At 75.4% G+C, this 2,702-nt stretch carries 3 protein-coding genes and 1 pseudogene; 3 read left to right on the forward strand and 1 reads right to left on the reverse strand.

Annotated features, from left to right (window positions below; translation table 11 throughout):
* Positions 1-256 (reverse strand): UPF0758 domain-containing protein (locus B351_RS0106270; RefSeq protein WP_019398194.1); only part of this gene is annotated, 256 nt, incomplete at its 3' end.
* A 94-nt stretch (positions 257-350) separates the two neighbouring features.
* Here B351_RS0106270 and coaBC point away from each other — a divergent pair.
* From coaBC to B351_RS0106285, 3 genes and pseudogenes are all read left to right on the forward strand, one after another.
* Positions 351-1,607 (forward strand): bifunctional phosphopantothenoylcysteine decarboxylase/phosphopantothenate--cysteine ligase CoaBC, encoded by a 1,257-nt coding sequence (gene coaBC / locus B351_RS0106275; RefSeq protein WP_019398195.1) that lies wholly within the window; start codon positions 351-353, stop codon positions 1,605-1,607.
* Complete coding sequence (gene dut / locus B351_RS0106280; protein WP_019398196.1) at positions 1,604-2,065, forward strand: dUTP diphosphatase; 462 nt, start codon at positions 1,604-1,606, stop codon at positions 2,063-2,065. The genes coaBC and dut overlap by 4 nt, the downstream gene beginning before the upstream one ends.
* A gap of 13 nt (positions 2,066-2,078) precedes the next feature.
* Positions 2,079-2,702: pseudogene (locus tag B351_RS0106285) on the forward strand (phosphomannomutase/phosphoglucomutase); the annotation flags it as partial.

A 2,702-nucleotide genomic window follows, 5' to 3' on the forward strand; every position in this document is an offset into this window, starting at 1 on the left:
GGGCCGCGGCCAGGGCGCAGGCGCGGGCCGGACCCACCCCTGGCAGGCGCGCCAGCGCCCGCGGCGGCCGGTCCAGCAGGGCGCGCAACGGGCCGTGCGCGGCCAGCAGCTCGCGCGCGGTCTGCACCGCGTCGCGGCCGCGCAGGCCGGAGCCGAGGAACAGGGCCAGCAGTTCGGCGTCGGAGAGCGCCGCCGCGCCGTGCGCCAGCAGCTTCTCCCGTGGACGTTCACCGGCTGGCCAGTCGCGGATCCGCATATGCCAAGGGTGCCGTCCGCGCAGGCTCGCGGGAATCAGGCGGAAGCGCCGCCTGGAGTAAGCTTGTAGCCCTTTCCCGGGTAGGAATTTCCAAGTGATTGCAACGGCCACCGCCGCCCTGGCGGGACAGCGGATCCTGTTGTGCGTCGGTGGCGGGATCGCCGCCTACAAGGCGCTGGAACTGGTGCGCCGCCTGCGCGACGCCGGCGCCCAGGTGCAGGTGGCGATGACCGCCGGCGCCCAGCAGTTCGTCACCCCGCTGAGCTTCCAGGCCCTGTCCGGGCATCCGGCGCGCACCCCCCTGTGGGATACCGCCGCCGAACAGGCCATGGGCCACCTGGAGCTGGCACGCTGGGCCGACCGTGTGGTCGTGGCCCCGGCCACCGCCGACCTGCTGGCGCGCCTGGCCCACGGCCTGGCCGACGACCTGGTCACCACCCTGTGCCTGGCCACCGAGGCCCCGCTGGCGGTGGCCCCGGCGATGAACCACCGCATGTGGAAGCACCCGGCCACCGTGGCCAACGTCGAGCTGCTGCGCTCGCGCGGGGTGCAGGTGATCGGCCCGGACGACGGCCCGCTGGCCGAGGGCGAATCCGGCCCCGGCCGCCTGGCCGAGCCGGAGGCGATCGTCGCCGCCCTGGCCGGCGGCGCCGCCGCGGCCCCGGCCGCGGCCGCCACGCCGGGCCTGCTGCAGGGCCTGCTGCAGGGCCTGAAGGTGGTGGTCACCGCCGGCCCGACCTACGAGGACCTGGATCCGGTGCGCTACCTGGGCAACCGCAGCAGCGGCAAGATGGGCTTCGCCGTGGCCGCCAGTGCCGCCCGCGCCGGCGCGGAGGTGGTGCTGGTCGCCGGTCCGGTGCAGCTGCCGACCCCGCCGGGGGTGCAGCGGGTGGACGTGCGCTCGGCCGAGCAGATGCGCCAGGCGGTGTTCGCCGCGTTGCCGGCGGACATCTACATCGGCGCCGCCGCGGTGGCCGACTACACCCCGCGCGCGTTCTCGCCGAGCAAGATCAAGAAGACCGGCACCGGCCAGGTGCTGGCCCTGGACCTGGTGCGCACCCCGGACATCCTGGCCGAGGTGGCCGCGCGCGAGGACGCCGGGCTCAAGCTGGTGGTGGGTTTCGCTGCCGAAACCGACAACGTGGCCGACTATGCGCGGCAGAAACTGACGTCCAAGCGCCTGGACCTGATCATCGCCAACCGCGTGGGCGTGCCCGGCGCCGGGTTCGAGAGCGACACCAACGCGATGACCGCGTTCTGGCCGGGCGGCGAGCGCGACTTCGCCTCCGCGCCCAAGGTGCAGCTGGCCGACGCCCTGGTGGCGCTGGTGGCCGAGAGGCTGCAGGCATGAGCTCCCGGGTGCTGGAGGTGAAGCTGCTGGACCCGCGCTTCGGCGACAGCTGGCCGCTGCCGGCCTACGCCACCGAGTCCAGCGCTGGCATGGACCTGCGCGCGGCCATCGAGGCTCCGCTGGTGCTGCAGCCCGGCGACGCCGCGCTGGTCCCCAGCGGCCTGGCGATCCACATCGGCGACCCGAACCTGTGCGCGCTGGTGCTGCCGCGCTCGGGCCTGGGCCACCGCCACGGCATCGTGCTGGGCAACGGCACCGGCCTGATCGACGCCGACTACCAGGGGCCGCTGCTGATCAGCACCTGGAACCGGGGCCGGGAAGCCTTCACCATCGAGCCGGGCGACCGCATCGCCCAGCTGGTGTTGGCACCAATCGTGCGAGCGGAACTGAAGGTAGTGGACACGTTCGCGGCCAGCGCCCGGGGAGAGGGCGGTTTCGGCCACACGGGCGTACGGTGAAAAGGGGGCGGGGATGAAGCAGAAGGACGCGGGTCCGGGGCTGTCGCAGGTCCGGCGGGGGGCGCTGCTGCTGGCGGCATTGCTGGCGCTGCTGGCCGGCTGGTTCGCCTGGAGCGGGGTGCGGCAATGGCAGGCCGACCAGCGCCTGGCGCAGCTGGAGGCGGCGCGCGACCAGGTGGTCGAGGCCACCGCCGCGGCGGTGCGGGCGCAGACCCGCGCCCTGGCCGGCCGCCTGGAAAGCGCCGCGGTCGCCGCCGCCCTGGAGGCCGGCGATGCCGAAGCGGCCGCCGCCGCCCTGGAGGCCGGCTGGGACAAGGCCGAGCAGGCGCAGGTGCTGCGCGCCGACCTGGCCGCGGCGCATGCCGACGCGGCGACCTTCGGCTACGCCCGCCTGGCCCTGCTGCAGCGCGCGCTGGCGCAGGACGAGGCGGTCGCCACGGTGGTGCGTGACGCCGACCGCATCGCCCTGGGCGTGGCGGCGCCGGTCCGCCTGGGCCAGGACGCCGCGGTCGCCTACGTGCGCCTGCCGCTGGGCGTGCTGACCGCCGCGACCGAGGCCGCGGCGGTGCCCGACGGCGCCTACCTGGCCCTGCGCCAGGGCAACTACAACGTGCTCGAGCGCGGCGACGCCGGCCTC

This window comes from Pseudoxanthomonas sp. GW2 (assembly GCF_000283075.1).
GTDB lineage: Bacteria > Pseudomonadota > Gammaproteobacteria > Xanthomonadales > Xanthomonadaceae > Pseudoxanthomonas.